Here is a 19429-nt window from a genome sequence, read left to right as displayed (position 1 = left end):
AACGCATTGACAGACATTGGCTTTTGCCGGCGAGGTCGCGTGACACGGCTCTGCGACAAATTTTGTACAGCCGGGCAAATCTCTGCGACACGGCGGCGTTAGGTTCACGTACCGATACCCCTCAAGGAGACGGACACATGCGTGGAGAGTTTTGGCACGTCATCGTCATGCGAGAAGTCCTCGATGAATTCTGCGATCAACACGATCTCTCGGTCAGAGATCACACCGCTATCCAGGCGGCAGAATTGCTTATGCGTTTTGCGGCCGAAGGAGACGTCACCCCCCAGGATTTACGTGACCGCCTTAACGAGGTCATGGGAGATCGGCTTCTGGATGACCGCGCGATATCTAACCAGCAGGCGATTGCTCGTCTTTAAGCAAGTACCTTAGTTTATTCCGGCTTTAGCTTATCGCTGCCGTGTGTTTAGGCACGCACCGAACCCCTCGCCCGATCGGGGCTCCAGGGTCTGTTACAAGATGTCGGAAGGGCCTGTGTTGGAATTCGAGTGCGATACACTCGCTGCATAGCATCAAAGGGCTTTCTGGCCCGGACCAGCCCTATGCGGCCCATTAATGAACCCACAGCATAAGTTCATCCCGAACTCAGCGCCTAATCGGCGTCGATGGGGGCATATATATTCTCTGCAAAAGCATGCCGATAATCACCAGCTTACAGAGATCACATGTCATCCGAAAACGACGCCGCCGCCTTTGTTCGGGCAGGAAAGATTGAGATACAGGCAACTCATGCAAGTCGCTGGCATGTTCTCGGCATTCTCAGCGCTCTCATGGGATTTGCATCCATTTCGACCGACTTCTATCTGCCGGCAATGCCGGAGATGGCTGCCTCACTTGGAGCGAGTACCGGCAGCGTAGAATTCACGATTTCCGGTTTCCTGATCGGTTTCAGCCTCGGCCAACTCTTTTGGGGTGCTGTGAGCGACAAATATGGACGCCGCGTGCCCGTGGCCGCCGGCCTTGTTCTCTTTATCATCGGCTCGGCTGGCTGCGCGATGGCCGAGAATGTCGAAGCGATTATAATCTGGCGTATCGTTCAAGCGCTGGGGGCATGCGCCGGTGTCGTATTGTCACGAGCTATGGTTCGCGACCTCTACGCCGGGCCGCGTGCAGCACAGATGCTTTCGACGTTGATTGCGGTCATGGCTATCGCACCGCTCCTCGGCCCGATCATCGGCGGCCAGATAGCTGCTGTCGCCGGCTGGCGAGCTATCTTCTGGACGCTAGTGATAGTCGGTGCGGCCACTTTGCTTGCCTTGTTCACGCTCCCGGAGACCCTACCGCCCGAAAAGCGCCGGCAGGATTCGCTTCTTGGCGCGTTTGGTCGGTATGGCAAACTACTCGGCCATAGGAAAATCCTCGGCTACGCCGGCGTGGGTGCATTCTTCTATTCGGGCATTTACGCTTATATAGCTGGCACCCCATTCGCCTTCATCACATACCATCATGTTCCGGCTGAATATTACGGCCTGCTGTTCGGTTCGGGCATTATAGGCATCGTTGCAACCAACCTGATGAACACCCGTCTCGTGCCACGTTCTGGCATGGACACGATACTGTCCCGCGCAGCGTTTTGCGCTATGATCGCTGGTATCGTTCTGGCGGTCGCCTCTTATTTCGACGCTGGGGGCCTTTGGGGTATATTCGTCCCACTTCTCATATTTGTGTCCATGACCGGCTTCATCGTCGCCAATTCGATTGCCGGAGCGCTGTCCGACTTCCCGGAGCAGGCTGGAGCAGTGTCGGCGCTGGTCGGCGCAATTCAATACGGCAGCGGCATTGCCGGTTCCGGCCTTGTTGGACTTTTCGCCGACGGAACACCATGGCCAATGGGCTGGGTCATTGGCCTGATGGGTGTAGGTTGTGTGCTTTGCGTCGGCCTGGTGACTCAAGATGGAACGGAAATGAAACAGAAATAATCAACGGGCAGCGGATTTCGAAGCGCAAACAGAACTCTGCGCGCTGACCGATTTGCCGCCGAACGAGTGAACGCGGTCCCATTGTAACATGAAAGGAACTCACCCATGCTGGCAACAATGCTTTACGCTCCAGGCGACGTTAGATGCGAAGAGGTCGCGGAGCCCAAGATACTCAAGCCGACCGATGCGATCATCAAGCTGGCGGCCTCCTGCGTCTGCGGTTCGGACCTTTGGCCGTTTCGCGGCGCCAATCAGGTGACCGCACCAATGGCCATGGGCCATGAATATTGCGGCGTGGTTGTCGAAGTCGGCAGCGCTGTGAAGACGGTGAAGCCCGGCCAGTTCGTGGTTGGGTCGTTCTGCCTGTCGGACAACACCTGCCCGCATTGCAAATTCGGCTTCCAGTCCTCGTGCGAACAGCGCGAATTCATGACTGGCGCGCAGGCGCCGTTCGCACGCGTCCCTCTCGCGGACGGTACGCTGGTCGCAACGCCAGAGATGCCCGCCGACGACCTCATTCCCAGCCTGCTGGCGGTTTCCGACGTGCTCGGCACCGGCTGGTATGCGGCTGACGCGGCAGGTGTGCAGGAAGGTTCGACGGCGGTCGTTGTCGGCGACGGTGCCGTCGGCCTGATGGGTGTGCTGTCGGCCAAGCAGATGGGCGCATCGCGCATCATCGCCATGAGCCGCCACAAGACGCGCCAGGATCTCGCTCTCGAGTTCGGAGCGACAGACATCATTTCCGAGCGTGGCGAAGAAGGTGTCAAGCTGATCAAGGAGATGACCAACGGCGTTGGCGCGGATTCCGTTCTTGAGTGCGTCGGCACGCAGGAATCCATGACACAGGCCGTTAGCGCCGCCCGTCCCGGCGGCAAGATCGGTTTCGTCGGTGTACCGCATGGCGTGACCTTCGACGGGCAGAACCTGTTCTTCCAGCAGAAGAGCCTGCTTGGCGGTCCGGCACCGGTCCGTCGCTACCTGCCTTACCTGATGGATCTCGTGCTCGATCGCAAGATCAACCCCGGAAAGGTGTTCGACCTCGAGGTTCCCCTCGCGGACGTCGCCGAGGGCTACAAGGCGATGGACGAACGCCGCGCCATCAAGGCTCTGCTGCGCGTCTAACTGACGAAGCCCAGGCATCTACGACCGAGCGATCGAAGATGCCTGGGATCTGCCCGATAACGACCCATGAGCCGGCAGAACAGGCCTATTTGGATCTGGCGCTCTAATCCGCCGCATGGCTGTCACCATTTCTGGGGCGATCAGCAGCCGAGAAGACAGAGATCGGCTGACGGAAGTCGTAGAAACAGATAGAACGCATTGTCGCTAACTATTCCGCCGATCATCGCACAGGCTCCAGGCATCAATGAAGAGAACTGGCTCAGCGTCATCCGACCTCGTTATCCGAGCCGCAGTACCATTGGATGTCCAGATCCTGGGTGCTTTCGGCACGCTTCTTGTCGCGCTACATCACAAACTCGATCCTCAGCGCTTCATCGAAGCGACCAAGGACACGCCACCAGCCTATGCCCGCTTTCTGGAGCGGAAGATCGATGATCCGAACGCGATACTACTCGTTGCTGAACAGGGCGGCATTTTGCTTGGCTACGTTTATGAAGAGATGGAAGGGCACGACTAAATGTCCTTGCGTGGACCTGCCGGTGTTGTGCACGATCTTTTCGTCGATGCTTCCCGTCGACGCGAAGGCATCGGTAGCTTGCTTCTTCAAGCGGCGTTGTCCGAGATCACGTCGCGTGGGGCTGAACGGGTCGTTCTCTCAACTGCTCAGCAAAACAAGACAGCTCAACAGCTATTCGCTGCACTTGGCTTCCGACCCACCATGATCGAGATGACCCGCGAGCTTAAAGATTGACACGAGGTGCTTTTGCAAGCCTCTTCGCAATTGCCTTACAGGAAATGACATGTCGGCAACCGAACTTCCATCAACACCGAAACGGATGTCGGGCGGAATGACCTGGCTGTTTGCCATCGTCGGCGGCGCGGCGGTTGGCAACCTCTATTGGGCGCAGCCTCTGCTTGCAACGATCGCGAAATCCCTCGGCGTGCCAATTGGCTCGGCCGGCGCGCTCGTGACGATGACGCAGATCGGATATGCGCTCGGCATCGTCCTGATCGTTCCGCTGGGGGACGTCATGGTCCGGCGCACGCTGATTCCAGTCGTTATGTTTGTCTCAGCGTTGGCACTGCTCGCGACCGCGCTGGCGCCGTCTTACACGACGCTTCTGGCGGCCCTCACAGCTGTCGGCCTCACGACCGTGGCCGGCCAATTGCTCATTCCGCTCGCAAGCGACCTCTCAAGCCCCGAGGAGCGTGGGCGAACGGTCGGAACCATCGTCGGCGGCATCCTGATCGGTATCCTGCTGTCACGCACGGTCAGCGGCGTCATCGCGGACGCCTTCGGCTGGCGGACCGTCTATTTTCTCGCCGCGGCGACCACGGCGTCCTTCTCGGTGTTGCTGACGCGCGTGTTGCCAAGTGAAAACGAGAGACCCCGCATCGCCTATGGACTGCTGCTTGCCTCGGTACCCGCCGTCGTCCGCAAACACAGATCGGTTCAGGTCACCCTGGCGATCGGAACCATCGGCTTCTGCACCTTCACCATGTTCTGGACGGGGCTGACATTCCTCCTCAGCGCCCCGCCGTTCTCATACTCTCTCAGCCAGATCGGCCTGATGGGCGTGGTCGGCCTTGCCGGTTCGCTTGCCGCGAGACGCGTCGGCTGGCTGCATGACAATGGCTATTCTGCTGCCGGCACGGGTGCGGCACTTTTCTTGGCGTTTGTATCGCTCGGGATCGGCGCCGCCGGCTCGGCCAGCATCATACCCGTCGCCGTTGCCGTTCTCCTTTTCGACGTTGCGATCCAAGGCAACAACGTTCTCAACCAGACCCGCCTTTTCTCGGTCGAGCCAGAAGCTCGAAGCCGTCTCAACACCGCTTTCGTTTCGTGCAACTTTCTCGGCGGCGCGGTTGGTTCCTTGCTCGCAGGCTTTCTCTGGGAACTTGATGGTTGGACGGCCATCATGTCGGGCGCGATGGCTTTGGTCGGTGTGGCTTTTCTTCTGTGGGTGGCACAGCGCAGGCACATCCACGTTTCGCACGCGCGGAAAGCATAGTCTGACAGCCTCAGCCGCCGTCCTTGTGGTACTAGATCGTGCACCGATGACCTCAGCAACTACATCTGAGCCGGCCAAGTTTGCGCTGGCTCAGATGCGCTTTGCTTTACCGCATCTGTAGAACGATCGGGTTGCTGCTCGCTGGGTCCGTATGCTCGCGCATCGCCTTCACGTCCTCGGCCTTCACCGGGCCGCCATGATTGCCCCAGGAGGAACGGACGTAGGTCAGCACGTCGGCGATCTCGCGATCCGACAACTGCTGGCGGAAGGGTGGCATCCGGTAGGCATCGGGAACGCCTGCCGTCACCACGCGTGCCGAACCGTTGAGCGTGGCGTTGACCTGAGAGTCGACATGTTCGATCAGCGAGGCGGCCGATCCAGCCAGCGGCGGGATCCACTCGTTCTTTCCGCGGCCATCAACCCCATGACAGAAGCTGCAGCGGGTGGCGTAGGTCTGAGCACCCGGCGCGCTGTTGGCGGCCGGTGCCGACACTGGTGTCGCCTCCGCATATGTCCACGGTGAGCCATCGCGTCCGGCGTCGCCCGGAAGCGACTTCAGATAGTGGCCGATCGCCTTCAGGTCTTCGTCCGTCATGAACTGCGTGGAATTGTTGTAAGCTTCCGCCATGGAGCCGAAGACCACCGCGTGCTTGTTGCGGCCATTTTTCAGGAACTGGAAGATGTCGTCTTCGCTCCAGCGACCAAGACCGGTGTTGTGATCCTGGCGAAGGCTCGGCGCATACCAGCCGTCAAGCAGCGCGCCGGAAAGGAAGAGCGGGCTTGCGTCGTCCAGCGCCTTTTCGTTCATGGTCAGGCTGCGTGGCGTGTGACAAGCGCCGCAATGCCCGGCGGCCTGCACGAGATAGGCCCCACGATTCCAAAGATCGTCCTTGTCCTGCTTGCTGACATAAGTGCCCTGATCGACGAACACTGCGTTCCACAAAGCGAGTGGCCAACGCATGTTCAAGGGCCACTTGATGCCACTCTGCCTGTTTGGCTCGTTCGCGGGCTGGACGCCATTCATGAAGAAGGCATAGAGCGCGCGTACGTCGTCGTCGTTCAACTTGACGTAAGAGGGATAAGGCATGGCCGGGTAGAGACGCCGGCCATCCGGCGTCACGCCGTGGCGGACAGCGCGATCGAAATCGGCCAACGAGTAGCTGCCGATACCGGTTTCCCGGTCGGGCGTGATGTTGGTGGCGAAGATCGATCCGAGTGGCGTGCCCATTTCAAGGCCGCCGGTAAACGGCTTGCCGCTGGGCGTGCTATGACAGGCGACACAGTCGGCCTGGCGCGCGACCATCTCGCCGCGCTGCACCAGATCATTGCTTGCCGCCCCTGAGGCGGTTCCGCCGTCAAAGGGTGAGGATGGTTTGCTGGTAACGAACCATGTCAGGCCTCCGGCGACGATGACAATGATCGCGAGAAGAACGAGAAGAATTTTTTTCAAGGATTGGTCATCCCTTATGAGTGCTGCGTTTGAAGGCTGTTGCCTCAGGCTCAAACGGCCGGGGAACGATCCTCCCCGGCCGGCACGGGCGGTGCGCCGCTTACGCGCGCTAGCTTTCAAACGTGTAGTGGGAGAGCGGCATGCTGCGGATGCGTTGCCCCGTCAGGGTAGAGACAGCGTTCGCCACAGCTGGCGGGATGGCAGGCAGTCCCGGTTCTCCAATCCCGCCCATCTTCTCCCCGCTCTCGATGATCCGCGTATGAACCCGCGGCATCCGGCTCGGCGGAAGGATGGGATAGAGATCGTAGTTGCGCGCGACCGGCTCGCCCTTTTCGTAGATGGCCTCTTCCAGGAGCACTTGCGAAAGGCCAAGCGCCGTTGCCGAATTGACCTGCGCCTCGATGATCGCCGGATTGACGATGCTGCCGGGATCGATGGCTTCCCAGATATCGTGCACGACAACCTCGCCCGCCCGGATCGAAACCTCCGCGATCGCAGCGGTAAAGCTGCCGAACGGAGAGGCCATGGCAACCCCGCGCGTGCGGCGCGTGCCGTCCTCGGCCGTGAACGGGCCACGCTTCCAGCCACCGGACATCTCGCCCACGGCCTTCAGCAGGTTTGACAGTCTGGCGTTATCCTTCAAGAGCTGCACGCGCAGCTCGTAAGGATCCTTACCGCCCTTGTCCGCCAGTTCGTCGAGGAAGGTTTCATAGAGGAAGTCGTTCATCGAATTACCGACCGAACGCCAATAGGCGAGCATTGTCGGGTTCTCGACGTAGATCTGAGCGATCCGTCGGTTGGGGATGGCGTATTCCTTGCCCGTCAGACCTTCGACGGCGGTCTCATCGAGCTTGTCCTCGCTGTGGCCGTTGATATTCTCCGAGGGGCCTTCGCAAATGCTGATGGCCTCCAGTGCGATCGGCATTCCGCTTTCATCCAGGCCACCACGGAATCGCACCGCAGCCATCGGCCGCAGCGGGTCGCGCAGAAATTCCTCTTCGCGGGTCCAGATCAGCTTGATCGGCTTGCCTGTCTCCTTGGCGAGTTGGATCGCCTGCGGATAGGGGTTGGCGGACGGATAGAGAAAGTGCCGGCCGAAAAAGCCGCCGAGAAGCGGGCTGTGGATGTTTATCTTCGCCGCATCGAGACCGATCAGCTTGGCGATCGCGGCCTGATACATTTCCGGCGCCTGGTTCGGCATCCAGAGATCCAGGCTGCCGTCATCGTTGAACCGCGCCAATGTCGAAGGCGGCTCAAGCTGGCCGTGGTGGAGATACTGGCTGTGGTAGGTCGCGGTGACCACCGTCTTTGCCGATGCAAGTGCACCGGCAGCATCGCCCTTGCTCTCCGCGTCCTTGCCGTTGCCCGGCTCGTTCGCGAGACGCTGGCTGAACGCAGCGGTCGAAAAATCCGCGGGCATGGCGCGGATACCCTCAATGATCGGCGTCTCACCGGCCTCGCTCCACTCTACCTGCAGCGATTCAGCGGCACGCTTGGAATGCCACCAGCGCTCGGCCACAACCGCAACCGCGCCCGGAAGGCGGTGGATCGACTGAACGCCGGCCATCGCCTTGACCGCATCCTCGTTGCGGATCGCGCCGACCGACATGCCGAGGCGCGGTGCGTGTTGCACGGCGGCGTGAAGCATGCCGTCCACCTTGCAGTCGATCGCATAGATCGCCTTGCCGACGGATTTGTCGTGAACGTCAAGCCGCTGCACCGGCTTGCGGATCCAGCGAAATTGGCTCGGATCCCTGAGGGTGACACTGTCGGGCGCTGGAACCGGAAGCGCCAACGCATCGTGGGCGAGATCGCCATAGGCCACTTTCTGGCCCGTGGCGGCGTGCACCACATAACCGGGTTCCGTCGACAGCTGATCGACCGGCAGGTTCAACCTGCCGGCCGCAGCCTGCAAGAGCATCGCGCGCGCCAGCGCGCCGAGACGGCGCATTGTGTCATAGCTCGTTCGAACCGACATACTGCCGCCGGTAATGCGCATCTTGCCCATCACGACGAGATAATCGGGACCAGTCGGCGCGTTCTCGACGACGAAGGACTGTGGGTCCAGGTCGAGTTCTTCGCCAACGATCTGCGCCATGGCGGTAAAGACGCCCTGCCCGCCTTCGACGAACGGGCTCATCAGCCGGGCCGTATTGTCCGGACGGATTTCCAGGAAGGCCGGAACGCGGGTACCGGGCGCCATGCTTGCAGCGGCTTCCTGAGCACGCACGGCGCGGACCGGCACGCCGAAGCCAATGACCAGCGCGCCGGCAGTGGCGCCCATGGTTCCAAGAAGGAAGCGGCGCCGGGAGATGTTGACCGGCTCGCCGTTCGGGACTTCGCCTTCGGCTTGAATATTGTGAGTGATCTCGTTCATAGCGTGCCTACTTTCTGTCCGGCGAGATCCTGAACGGCCGCCTTGATCGAGTTGTAGGTTCCGCATCGACAGAGGTTCACCATCGCAGCGGCGATATCGTCATCCGAAGGATTGGGGGTCTGCTTCAAAAGCGCGGTCGCGGCCATGACCTGGCCAGACTGACAGTAGCCACACTGCGGAACCTGATGGGCAACCCATGCAGCGACCACCTTTTGGCCGACCGGATCATTTTCCATCGCCTCGATGGTGGTGATCGAATGGCCCACAACACTGTCGATCGGCGTCACGCAGGATCGAACGATCGCGCCATCGACCAGCACGGAACAGGCACCGCATTGGGCAAGACCGCAGCCATATTTGGTTCCGGTCATGCCAAGTTCGTCGCGAATGACCCACAGCAGCGGCGTGTCACCTTCCGACTGAACTTCATGCGTCTGGTTATTGATCTCAAGTCTCATGATCGCTCCTTGACAGCCGGCACAGCTGGATTCAGCTGCGATCGGTCGATCCCTTGGAATCAAGACCAGGAGTGAATTCGCCCAGTCTCGCAGTTAGCCTTTGAGTTTCGTTTATTTCACCACCGGTTATAAGTGGCTCGAAATTGCTTGGGCTTATGAAGCACGGACATAAATGCGTTGTCGGTACGCGTGGCCGAGTGGTCACGCGTACCGACACTGTCGATGTTGGCATGCTAACATTTTGACGACACCTCGAAAAGCCGATCGCAAGGCAAGCAACTGATCGTGATCGTCGACGCGACGGTCCAGCGCGAAGCGCTCAGCCGCGCGTCTCTTCTACGCCCTCGTCCTCGACAGGCCTCTTTGTCCGCATCACCTTCAACACGAAGACAAAGAAGGCGGGCACGAAGAAGATGGCGAGGATGGTCGCCGAGATCATGCCGCCGAGCACACCCGTTCCGATAGCGTTCTGGCTGGCGGCACTTGGTCCGGTCGCAATCGCCAAGGGCACGACACCGAGCGTGAATGCAAGCGACGTCATCACGATCGGGCGGAAGCGCAACTTTGCGGCGCCGACGGCCGAATCCAGCAGCGATCTGCCTTCGGCGTAGTAGTCCTTGGCGAACTCGACGATCAGGATGGCGTTTTTCGCCGACAAGCCGATGATCGCGATCAATCCGACCTTGAAATAGAGGTCGTTCGGCATGTCGCGCAGCATCACGGCCAGTACCGAGCCGATCACGCCGAGCGGCACGACCAGGATGACCGAGATCGGAATGGACCAGCTCTCATAGAGGCCCGCGAGAAGCAGGAACACGAAGAGGATGCTGAGGCCGAACAGGAACGGCGCCTGGCTGCCTGACGTGATTTCCTCCAGCGACTGGCCGGACCATTCGAAGCCGAAGCCTTCTGGCAGTTCCGACGCCAGACGTTCCATTTCAGCAATGGCTGCGCCGGTCGATTGGCCAGGCGCCGGCGCACCGGAGATGCGCACGGTGGGATAGCCGTTGTAGCCGACGATCTGTGGCGGGCCTTTCTGCCACTGCGCGATCGCGAAGGACGACAGCGGAACCATGCCACCGCTGGCATTGCGCACGTTGATCTTCAGCACATCCTCGATCTGCAGACGGCTGCGATCCTGCGCCTGCACGATGACACGCTGCATACGTCCCCTATTCGGGTAGTCATTGATGTAGGAGGAGCCCAGATTGGCGGTGATCGCGTTGTTGATGTCCGCGAACGTCACGCCGAAGGTGTTGGCCTTCTCGCGGTCGATGACGAACATAACCTGCGCAGCATCCGGCAGGCCTTCCATGCGCACGCCGGTCACGACCTGGCTTTGCGCGGCCTTCGCCATCAGTTCGGCGGTCGCCTGCGCAAGCGCTGCTTGTCCGAGGCCCGCGCGATCCTGAAGACGGAAGGAGAAGCCGCCGGTTGTACCAAAGCCCTCGATTGGCGGTGGCGACAGTGCAAAGGAGGTCGCGTCCTTCAGTGCAAAGAGCTGCATGTTGGCGCGGTTGGCGATGTCCTGCACCGAGTTGCCCTCGCCGCGCTCGGACCAGTCCTTCAGCGTGACGAATGCAAGACCCGCATTGGCGCCATTGCCCGAGAAGCTGAAGCCCTGAATGGCAACGATATTGGCAACGGCCGGCTCCGCCTTGAAGATCGTTTCGATCTTCCGGATGGATTCGATCGTGCGGTTGGCACTGGCTTCCGGCGGCCCCTGGATGTCGACGATCAGGAACCCCTGGTCTTCGTCGGGAACGAAGGATGTCGGCAGGTTGACGAACAGATAGCCGAGACCGACGGCGAGCGCGAGATAGACGACCATCATGCGGCCGGCGCGGCGCGCCATTCCGGTGACCGACGCGGCATATCCGTTGGTCAGCTGCTCGAACTTGCGGTTGAACCAGCCGCCCGGACCGCCCTTCTGATGATGACCGCCCTTGATCGGCTTCAGGAAGGTCGCGCAAAGTGCAGGCGTAAGCGACAATGCCAGGAAGGCCGAGAACAGGATCGATACGACCATCGTCAGCGAGAACTGCCGGTAGATGATACCCGTCGATCCAGGGAAGAAGGCCATCGGAATGAAGACCGACGATAGAACAAGGGTGATGCCGAGGATGGCGCCGGTAATCTGCCCCATGGCCTTCCGCGTTGCCGCCTTTGGCGACAGCCCTTCCTCGGCCATGATGCGTTCGACATTTTCGACGACGACGATTGCGTCATCGACCAGGATGCCGATCGCGAGAACCATCGCGAACATGGTCAAGACGTTGATCGAAAATCCTGTCGCATACATGACCGCACAGGTGCCAAGCAGCGCCACCGGTACCACAAGCGTCGGAATGACGGTGTAGCGGAAGTTCTGCAGGAACACGAACATCACGATAAAGACTAGGACGATCGCTTCGAGCAGGGTGTGGATCACCTTCTCGATCGAAGCGGAGACGAACGGGCTGGTATCGTAGGGAACGCTATACTCGACGCCCTTTGGGAAGAAGCGGCTCAACTGGTCCATCTTGGCCTTGATTGCCGCGGAAACCGCCACGGCATTGCCGGTAGACGACAACTGGATACCGAGCGCCGCCGACGGCTGACCATTGAGACGGCTCGTGAAGTTGTAGGATTCCGCGCCCTGCTCGATACGGGCGACATCCTTCAAGCGGACCGTGGAGCCGTCGGGATTGGCGCGCAGAATGATTTCGCCGAACTGTTCCGGCGTACCCAGCTGACCCTGGACGAGAACGGTAGCCGTCAGATCCTGGGTGATGGGGTTCGGACTTGCTCCGATCTGTCCCGCCGCCACCTGCGCGTTCTGCGCGGTAATTGCCGCGTTGATGTCGTCGGTGTTGATGTTGAGGCCGACCATCTTGTCGGGATCTATCCAGACACGCAGCGCGCGCTGCGCGGCGAAGAGCTGGGCACGACCAACGCCATCGATGCGTCGGATTTCGCCGATGACGCTGCGATTGATATAATCGCCTAGCTCGACCTCGTCCCGGCTACCGTCGGTCGACGTCATCGAGACGATCATCAAGAACCCGGAACTTGCCTCTTCGACGGTAACACCCTGCGTACGCACGGTGGCGGGCAACCTCGCCTCGACGCGACGGATCGCGTTTTGAACGTCGACCGATGCCTGATCGATGTTGGTTCCCGCCCGGAACGTGGCGTTGATGCTCACCGACCCAGAATTGTCCGAGGTCGATTCGAAATACATCAGTCCGGCAACGCCGTTCAGCTCATCCTCGATCTGGCGCGTCACGCCCTGATAGATTTCCTGCGGCGATGCGCCGGGATATGCTGTGGAGATCGTCAGCTGTGGCGGAGCGACCTTGGGATACTGCGCGATCGGCAAGAACGGGATGGCGATGATCCCGGCGATGGAGATGAACAACGCGAAGACCCAGGCCAGAATCGGCCTGCGAATGAAAAGTTGTGCCATGATCGATTACTCCGGTGCCTTCGCGGGCTGCTGAGAGGAACTCGTCGCTTGGTCGGCAGGCTGCCATGCCTCGGGCGCCACCTTTCCACCCGGCTGGACCTTCTGGACGCCGTCGACGATCACGGTTTCACCCTGTTTCAAGCCACTCTCGACGAGCCATTCGGAGCCCTGCGCCTGGCCGAGCGTGATCTTGCGAGGTTCCGCGACATTGTCGGCCCCGAGCACGTAGACCTGCGCCTGGCCCGTATCGTCGCGGATGACCGCGCGCTGGGGAACGGTGACAGCATTGTGCTTGACGGCCTGCTCGATCCGCACGCGGACATACATGCCGGGCAGCAGATCACCCGACTTGTTCGGGAATTCCGCCCTCAACGTCACCTGTCCGGTGTTGGAATCGACATTGGCGTTTGCAAATAGCAACTTGCCGGTCTCGGCGTAGAGCGAGCCATCGTCGAAGACCAGTTCGACACGCGCCTCGCCTGGCGCAGCGCTCGCCAGCGTACCGGCAGCCACGGCTCTCTTAAGGTTCAGCAATTCCTGCGCCGACTGCGTGAAATCGGCGTAGACAGGATCGACCTGCTGGATCAGCGCCAGGTTCGATGTTCCGTCGGCGGTCACCAGCGCGCCTTCTGTCACCAGAGCGGCACCGATGACACCGGAGATTGGTGCGCGAACTTCCGTGTATTCGAGATTGATTTTCGCCTCGTCGAGACCCGCCTCAGCAGAGGCGACATCGGCGCTTGCTTGGGCGAGATTGACGGCCGCGGTGTCGTAATCGATACCCGACGCAATGTTGCGGTCACGAAGGCTCTTCTGGCGCTCAAGCTGCAGCCTCGCATTGTCCTCGATCGACTTGGCGCGCTGAAGGGCAGCTTCCGCGCTGGCGACGCGAACCTTGAACAGGCGCGGATCAATACGATAGAGAACATCATCCTTCTTGACCGTTGCGCCCTGCTCGAAGACACGCTCCTGCAGAATGCCGGAGACACGTGCCCTCACCTCCGAGATACGGGTCGCGGCGATGCGGCCGGGAAGCTCGTTGACAACAGGCACATCCCTGCCCTTGAGTTCGACGACGCCGACCGCCGGCGGTGGCATCGCGGCTCCCTCTTGAGCCAACGCGGCTCCAGATGCGGCAATCAGAAAAGTGGTGGCAATCAGGCACAGCTTCAGGCGCGCCGTTCTACTACGCTGCATTCCGTATTCCTTCTTGAATTGCACCGCACCCCTTAGGGTGCGTCATGTCTTGTCGGCGTAAGAGAGATAGATTGACCGTATGCCGTCGAGAATCTCACGCCGCTCCACCTCCGGCCACGTATGAAATGTAAAAAGCTCGGTGCAGAAGAAGCCTGTGAGCGCCAAATAGGCCATGAGAGCTGCCTTCGGCCGCGCGCCTTCCGCCATTTTTCTCAGATCGAGATCGCACCACTCCCGCATGGTCTCCTGAAGCTTGTCACCGCTTGCCATCGACGCGCTCACCGCCATCGCAACGGCGCGATCGGTGTCATCAATCGTGCTCTCGGCTGACGCGATGCGGCCGAAAAGCTCCGGATGCGGCGTATCCTTGGCTGCCAACACGCATTCTTCGACATGCGCGACATCAGTCTTGAATTTGCGATCGACAAGCGCCTCCAGCAAGCCGCTCTTGGACTTGTGGTCGTAGACCACCCTCGCCTTGCTGACACCAGCCTCCTGGGCGACGGCATCGATCGAGAGCCCGGCGGCGCCCAGGCGCACAACGACGCGCTCGGCAGCATCGAGGATATCATCTTCGCTGATTTTTCTCGTACGGCCCATCGCACACTCCTGTTCGGCGATTTATTTACGAACGGTCGTCTTTAAATGCAAGCGCAAAATTGCTGCAGCGCAAATTCCGCGCCTCCGTGCAATGCGTTGCCGAAGCGTCCTAGAAGCTGGTGATAACCGCGATACCGGGTGTCTCGGCCTTGTCCATGGTCATCAGCTCGGGAATTGCTTCGGCAAGGCCTACCTTCTTGGATATAAGCTGCTGCGGCTTCATCTTGCCGGATGTGATCATCGTCAGCATGGCGTCGTATCGCCAGGCCTGCATGCCATGGCTGCCATAGATCTCAAGCTCATGCCCGATCACCTGCGCCATCGGGATTTGCGGTGTCGAATGTTCGCCGAGCATCAGACCGACCTGCACATGCCGGCCGCGGCGGCGAAGATTCTTGATCGAGTTGAAACAGGTCGTCGGGTGACCCAGCGCGTCGATCGACACATGCGCGCCGCCCTTGGTGATTTCACGCACCGCTTCGACCACATCAGGCACGGAACCGGCGTTGATCGTGGCAACCGCGCCGCATTGGCGGGCGAGCGCCAGCTTGTCCTCGGTCAGGTCGATGCCGATGACGTTTGCGCCAAGCGCAGTGGCGATCATGATGGCGGAGAGGCCCACGCCGCCGCAACCGTGCACGGCGACCCAGTCGCCGGGGCCCGTACGAGCCTGATCGGCAACGGCGCGGAAAGAGGTGGCGAAACGGCAGCCGAGACTGGCGGCCGTCGCGTCGTCGATCTCTTCCGGCAAGGTAACGAGGTTCGTGTCGGCATAATCGATCGCCACATATTCCGCGAAGGATCCCCAATGGGTGAAGCCGGGCTGGAACTGGCTGGGGCAGACCTGCTGGTTCCCGGAATGGCATTCCGCGCAATGGCCGCAACCGGAAACGAAAGGCACGGTAACGCGATCGCCGACCTTGAAGCGCATCACACCCTTGCCCGTCGCCACCACGTTGCCGGCCAGTTCATGGCCGGGCACATGCGGCAGCTGAATGTCTGGATCGTGCCCCTTCCAGCCATGCCAATCGCTGCGGCACAGACCTGTCGCGCCGACCTTGATCACCACGCCGCCAAACGTCGGTTCCGGATCGGGCAGTGTCCGGATCTCCGGTGTCTGTTCGAACGCTTCGTAATACATGGCCTTCATAATGCATTCCCTCGGGCTTCACGGTGTTTACCCGATTTGGCAATGCATCGGGGTGCAAGATCGCTGCGCCACGCTATTACAGTCTGCGACCGTTACAAAGCGCGTTCGCGCTTGGCTGTCCAGGTACGGTGGACTCGGCTGCTCGCTATTACCCGCCGCCTCAGGCCTTGGCGGAAATCGAACTCAGCTCTTCCAGATCGAGGTCGCGTTCGAGCTCACGCAGTGTCTCATCATCGATTTCACCCGCACGATGAAGGCGGATGAGCTCCCTGCGGCCAGCCGCGACAGCTTCGAGAACGACGTCGAAATGTGCCTGCAACATCGGCACGTAGTCCTCGGTACGGGCAGCGTAGTCGACGATGGCGGTCGCGCGGTGTTCGTAGCGTTTCAGCAGCTGCGGATGGATCAGTGTGCCGGCTTCATCGTAAGCCAGCCCCTGCACCGTTGAGAACTGCACCTGTGCCATTGCAGCTTCAGCCTGGCTCATGGTCATAGGAGCGCGCTCGGTTTCCGCATCTCCCAATCCTGCCCATGCGATCATCTTGCCGAGCGTCGTCCCCTGGATGAGCACTGTGCCGGCGATCACAACGAAGGCTGTGATCAAAATAAAGTCTCGCTCTGGAAAGTCTTCCGGCAAGCTCAGAGCGAGCGCGAGCGTCACGACGCCACGAACACCCGCCCAGCCGAGTACGGACACGCCTCCGAGGCCCAAAGGGACGGTCTTCGCAAGGCCAGCGGAGTTGCACAGGCGGACAACGAGATCGGAGCCGAACACCCAAATGTACCGCGCCAGCACAAGCGCAAGGAGGACGACGACAGCCGGAAACGCCATGGATTCGATCATCGCACCGAAGCCGCCACCGCGCTCGATTACGTCCCTCAACGAAAGGCCGATCAAGATGAAGACCGCGGCCTCCATCAGGAAGATTACGACTGTCCAGAACGACGTCCCGCGCATACGCGTCGCAGCCGAAAGAACCGTATGCTGATGCCAGGACGCGATCAGGCCCGTCGTAACAGTCGCAATGACGCCGGATACGTGAAGCTGCTCGCCAAGAAGATAGGCGACCCAGGAAAGCAATGCCGTGGATGCTATGATCAGATAGTCGTCCTGCAGGCGACGAATGAGTTGGACCCAGACAGTTCCCACGACAATGCCGACGGCAGCACCGCCGACGGCAAGGAGCGTAAACGTGCCGACAGCGTCAAATACGCTGAACGTCCCGGTTGCCACCGTCGCCACGGCGAAGCGGAAGACAACCAGACCACTTGCGTCATTTAGAAGGCTCTCGCCTTCGAGAAGTATCTGCAGACGTCGCGGCAACTTCACTCGCTCGAGAACCGCACGTGCGGATACTGCATCGGGCGGGGAAACGATTGCTCCCAAAGCTGCGCACGCGGCCCATGGCAGTGACGGCATCAGCAGATGGACGACCACGGCAATCACAGCGGTGGTGAAGAACACGGCGCCGATCGCAAGCGACGCAATGCCAAGCATGTGACGACGCAGCCGCTCTACGGCGATGGACCAAGCACCGTCGAACAGCAAGGGTGGGAGAAATATAACAAGCACCAGCTCCGGATCGACCGTGATTGCCGGCAGCCCGGGTAGGAAGGCGAGAAGCCCACCGCCCGTGAGAAGCGCCACGGATGGAGGCAGTCCCAACCGATGAGCAAGATAATGAAGCGCGATGATCGCCACGAACATTGCGATCACAAGTTCAAAGAGATGTGTGCCGTCCATTGGTTTCCCCACCGCGATGGTCGGGACATAAGATGACGACTTTCGCGGAAAGGCAACATGGCGCGCTGGAAGGCCGCTTCGTCCAGCATCGCCATAGGCTGAGGATGTCTTCGCTAGCTCGGAGCCCCAACCGTCAGATACCGCCGTGCGCAGTAAAGAAGCGCCTCCTCGTTGCCCCCAGCGCACAAGCCAAGAACGCGCCCGAACAGCACCCGATGCGTCCCTTGATCGACAGCGTGTGTCAGCTCGCATTCGAAGCTGACAAGGGCGTCCTCAAGAACAGGCACACCGCTTTTCCCTTCCGTCCACTGACCCATTGCGAAGCGTTCGGCCATCGCGGTTTTGCCGCCAAACAGATTGGACAACGCTTCGTGGCTCGGGGCGAGCGTATTGACGCAGAAGAAACGCGCGGTCTCAAATGCCGGAAAACAGGAGCTCGTCCGGTTTATGCAGGCGAGCAGAGTGGCCGGCGTATCACTGACGCTGCAAACCGCTGATGCCGTGAAGCCATAAGGCCCGTCGTCGGCCCGTGTCGTCACGATGTTGACCGCCGCGCCGAGGCGCGACATGCCGCGACGGAACTGCATGCTTTCCACCGTCTCGAAGCTGTGATCCATGATCCCCATGTCAGGCTCCTATACCCGTTCCGGCCGTTCAAAACCCATGCGATCGCGCAGGGTGTTGCCCTCGTACTCGGTCCGGTAGATGCCTCGCTGCTGCAGGATCGGCACGACCATGTCGACGAAATCGGTCAGGCCATCAGGGAAGTGCGACGGCATGATGTTGAAACCGTCCGCAGCGCCGGTTTTGAACCAGGTCTCCAGCGTGTCGGCGATGTATTCCGGCGTGCCGCATAGAACCCAATGCCCGCGCGCCGCGGCCATGAGGTTGTAGACATCCCGCAGCCGCATGTTCTCGCGCCGCGCCTTGTCCAGCATGACCTTGGCGAAGGCGTGGTAATTGTCCGATGGCTTCAGGTCGTCGGGAATGGGACCATCTAGATCGTAGACGCTCATATCGATGCCGAAGCGATCGGACAGCAGCGACAGCGCATTGGTCTCGCTGATGAAACCCTGAAGCGCCGCGAGTTTGTCGTGCGCCTCGCGCTCGGTGCGTCCGACGATCGGCATGAGACCCGGCAGGATGACCATGCTGTCCTCGGCGCGACCGTATTTCGACAAACGATCCTTGACGGAGCGGTAGAAAGCACGCGCCTCGTCGAGATCCTGCGTCACCGAGAAGACCACGTCGGCCGACTTGGCAGCCAGTTCCTGGCCGGGGCCCGAACCGCCGGCCTGCAGGATGATCGGCTGGCCCTGCGGTGAGCGGCCGATGTTCAGCGGTCCCTTGACCTTGAAGTGCGCTCCGTCGTGGTCGAGGCAGCGAACCTTGGCAGGATCGATGTAAAGGCCGGTCTCGCGGTCGGCGACGATCGCGTCGTCCGCCCAGCAATCCCACAGGCCGCGAACGACAGTCAGGAACTCCTCGGCGATCTCGTAACGCTTGGCGTGATCGGGATGGATGGTCCCGAAGTTCGCCGCCGCCGTCGGGTTCGCCGTGGTCACCGCGTTCCAGGCGGCGCGACCGCCGCTCAGGTGATCGAGCGACGCGAAGACGCGGGCGACCGTGAAGGGATCGCTGTAGGTGGTCGAGACCGTGGCGCCGAGGCCGATATGCTTCGTCGCGCCGGCGACGGCCGAGAGCAGCGTCAGCGGCTCGAGCCGAGCCGTGTAGGAAGGATGCGCTGCAGGATCGGCGTGCAGGTTGTCGCCCATGAAGATCAGGTCGAACAGGCCGCGCTCGGCTTCCTGCGCGATGGCGCGGACCTGGTCGATATTCTGGAAACTATCGACCGCGCCCGGCATCCGCCATCCGGCGACATGGCTGCCGGTACCGAGAAGGAAGAGACCGAAGTGAATCTTGCGTGTCATGCT

16 protein-coding genes are annotated in these 19429 nt (G+C 60.7%); 6 read left to right on the top strand and 10 right to left on the bottom strand.

Features of this window, described 5'->3' with window-relative positions; translation table 11 throughout:
- Positions 1–137: 137 nt before the first annotated feature.
- The 6 genes from ACIQUB_RS20790 to ACIQUB_RS20765 all read left to right on the top strand — a co-directional run bounded on the left by ACIQUB_RS20790 (position 138) and on the right by ACIQUB_RS20765 (position 5071).
- Positions 138–377: a hypothetical protein gene (locus ACIQUB_RS20790; protein WP_402931727.1), complete on the top strand. Its 240-nt coding sequence runs from the start codon at positions 138–140 to the stop codon at positions 375–377.
- Positions 378–683: 306 nt separating this feature from the next.
- Positions 684–1937, top strand: coding sequence for a multidrug effflux MFS transporter (locus ACIQUB_RS20785; RefSeq protein ID WP_402931726.1), 1254 nt, complete (start codon positions 684–686; stop codon positions 1935–1937).
- A gap of 105 nt (positions 1938–2042) precedes the next feature.
- A complete protein-coding gene (locus tag ACIQUB_RS20780) occupies positions 2043–3059 on the top strand; it encodes a zinc-dependent alcohol dehydrogenase family protein (protein WP_402931724.1) in 1017 nt (338 codons plus the stop codon).
- A gap of 298 nt (positions 3060–3357) precedes the next feature.
- The gene (locus ACIQUB_RS20775) at positions 3358–3576 is read left to right on the top strand and encodes a hypothetical protein (RefSeq protein ID WP_402931723.1); all 219 of its coding nucleotides are present in this window, start codon (positions 3358–3360) and stop codon (positions 3574–3576) included.
- The gene (locus ACIQUB_RS20770) at positions 3577–3810 is read left to right on the top strand and encodes a GNAT family N-acetyltransferase (RefSeq protein ID WP_402931721.1); all 234 of its coding nucleotides are present in this window, start codon (positions 3577–3579) and stop codon (positions 3808–3810) included.
- Positions 3811–3859: 49 nt separating this feature from the next.
- Positions 3860–5071, top strand: a complete 1212-nt coding sequence (locus ACIQUB_RS20765) for an MFS transporter (protein ID WP_402931719.1) — start codon at positions 3860–3862, stop codon at positions 5069–5071.
- A 106-nt stretch (positions 5072–5177) separates the two neighbouring features.
- On the opposite strand, the gene ACIQUB_RS20760 is transcribed toward ACIQUB_RS20765, so the two are convergent.
- The 10 genes from ACIQUB_RS20760 to ACIQUB_RS20715 all read right to left on the bottom strand — a co-directional run bounded on the left by ACIQUB_RS20760 (position 5178) and on the right by ACIQUB_RS20715 (position 19426).
- Positions 5178–6521 carry a c-type cytochrome gene (locus ACIQUB_RS20760; RefSeq protein ID WP_402931717.1) on the bottom strand — a complete coding sequence of 448 codons (1344 nt, stop codon included), beginning with the start codon at positions 6519–6521 and terminating at the stop codon, positions 5178–5180.
- A gap of 109 nt (positions 6522–6630) precedes the next feature.
- The gene (locus ACIQUB_RS20755) at positions 6631–8898 is read right to left on the bottom strand and encodes a molybdopterin cofactor-binding domain-containing protein (protein WP_402931715.1); all 2268 of its coding nucleotides are present in this window, start codon (positions 8896–8898) and stop codon (positions 6631–6633) included.
- Positions 8895–9356, bottom strand: a complete 462-nt coding sequence (locus ACIQUB_RS20750) for a (2Fe-2S)-binding protein (protein ID WP_113234952.1) — start codon at positions 9354–9356, stop codon at positions 8895–8897. The genes ACIQUB_RS20755 and ACIQUB_RS20750 overlap by 4 nt, the downstream gene beginning before the upstream one ends.
- Before the next feature lie 319 nt (positions 9357–9675).
- Positions 9676–12804, bottom strand: coding sequence for a multidrug efflux RND transporter permease subunit (locus tag ACIQUB_RS20745; RefSeq protein WP_402931713.1), 3129 nt, complete (start codon positions 12802–12804; stop codon positions 9676–9678).
- Between the two features lie 6 nt (positions 12805–12810).
- Complete coding sequence (locus ACIQUB_RS20740) at positions 12811–14001, bottom strand: efflux RND transporter periplasmic adaptor subunit (protein ID WP_402931711.1); 1191 nt, start codon at positions 13999–14001, stop codon at positions 12811–12813.
- Between the two features lie 42 nt (positions 14002–14043).
- The gene (locus tag ACIQUB_RS20735) at positions 14044–14601 is read right to left on the bottom strand and encodes a TetR/AcrR family transcriptional regulator (protein WP_402931709.1); all 558 of its coding nucleotides are present in this window, start codon (positions 14599–14601) and stop codon (positions 14044–14046) included.
- Positions 14602–14710: 109 nt separating this feature from the next.
- Positions 14711–15751: a zinc-dependent alcohol dehydrogenase family protein gene (locus ACIQUB_RS20730; protein WP_402931707.1), complete on the bottom strand. Its 1041-nt coding sequence runs from the start codon at positions 15749–15751 to the stop codon at positions 14711–14713.
- A gap of 160 nt (positions 15752–15911) precedes the next feature.
- Positions 15912–17495, bottom strand: coding sequence for a Na+/H+ antiporter (locus ACIQUB_RS20725; RefSeq protein ID WP_402931705.1), 1584 nt, complete (start codon positions 17493–17495; stop codon positions 15912–15914).
- 113 nt (positions 17496–17608) lie between these two features.
- A complete protein-coding gene (locus tag ACIQUB_RS20720) occupies positions 17609–18121 on the bottom strand; it encodes a flavin reductase (RefSeq protein ID WP_402931704.1) in 513 nt (170 codons plus the stop codon).
- A gap of 9 nt (positions 18122–18130) precedes the next feature.
- Positions 18131–19426: an LLM class flavin-dependent oxidoreductase gene (locus ACIQUB_RS20715; protein WP_402931702.1), complete on the bottom strand. Its 1296-nt coding sequence runs from the start codon at positions 19424–19426 to the stop codon at positions 18131–18133.
- Positions 19427–19429 lie beyond the last annotated feature (3 nt).

Source organism: Rhizobium sp. NPDC090275, assembly GCF_044772225.1.
Lineage (GTDB): Bacteria > Pseudomonadota > Alphaproteobacteria > Rhizobiales > Rhizobiaceae > Rhizobium.
Note: the sequence above shows the minus strand (reverse complement) of the source record. Positions and strands in the feature narration are given on the sequence as shown.